Origin of the sequence: Paraburkholderia sp. BCC1885, assembly GCF_900996235.1 — a bacterium.
Taxonomy (GTDB): Bacteria; Pseudomonadota; Gammaproteobacteria; order Burkholderiales; family Burkholderiaceae; genus Paraburkholderia.
On sequence record NZ_CAAJGM010000018.1, the window covers coordinates 1 to 922 of the forward strand.

General features: G+C 66.8%; 1 pseudogene. It reads left to right on the top strand.

What is annotated here, in order from left to right:
- Window positions 1-922: pseudogene (locus tag FQ755_RS01220) on the top strand (RHS repeat protein); the annotation flags it as partial.

Sequence of the window (922 nt, forward strand, 5' to 3'; positions counted from 1 at the left end):
CGCGGGCGGCTGGTGGCCACGCAGAACGCGGCAGGCGAGACCACGCGATATGAATACGAGGCGGGGCAGCTGTCTGCGCTCGTGCGGCCCGACAAAACCCGTGAACTGTTCGGGCGTGACGCCGAAGGGCGGCTGCTCACGCACACCGACGCGCTGAACCGGCAGACGCATTACCGCTACAGTGCTGCGGGGCTGCCTGCCGCGCGTACCAATGCGCAAGGTGAAGAGCTCGCCTACAGCTGGAATCCGCAGGGGCAGATCGTGGGCCTGCGCAACGGGAACGGCAGCGAATACCGGTTTGAGTATGACGCGGGCGGGCGGCTCGTCAGTGAAACGGGTTTCGACGGCAGGACCGTCCAGTATTTCCGGGCGGCGGGCAGCGGGGTGGTCACGAACCAGCTCGACGGCGATGTGATGCAGGCATTCGACTACGACGCGATGGGACGGCTCAAACGGCGTCGCGGCTGGAAGGCGCAGTTCACCGACCGGGGCCGGGTGTTCACGCGCCCGCAGGGCGATGCGAAGGTGGAGAGCGAGTCGTTTGCGTATGACGGGCTGGGTCGGCTGCTGCATGCGGCCAACGCCCAGTCCACCGTGCGGCGGTTCTACGATGCGGCAGGCAATCTGGAGCGTGAAACGCTGCACGTGGGGATTGACGACGACAACGGGAGGAGAAACGACCACACCTTCGTGTGGCGGCACGAGTACGACGAACTGGATGTGCGGGTGGCGACCGTGCGCCCCGATGGTCACCGGGTCGAGTGGCTGACCTACGGCTCGGGCCATGTACACGGTGTGATGCTCGACGGTGTGAGCGTGGCGGATTTCGAGCGCGACGATGTCCACCGGGAAACCGGACGGCAACTGGGTAACGGGCTGGAGCAGCTCACTGCCCGCGACGCGGCCGGACGGCTCGCGCATC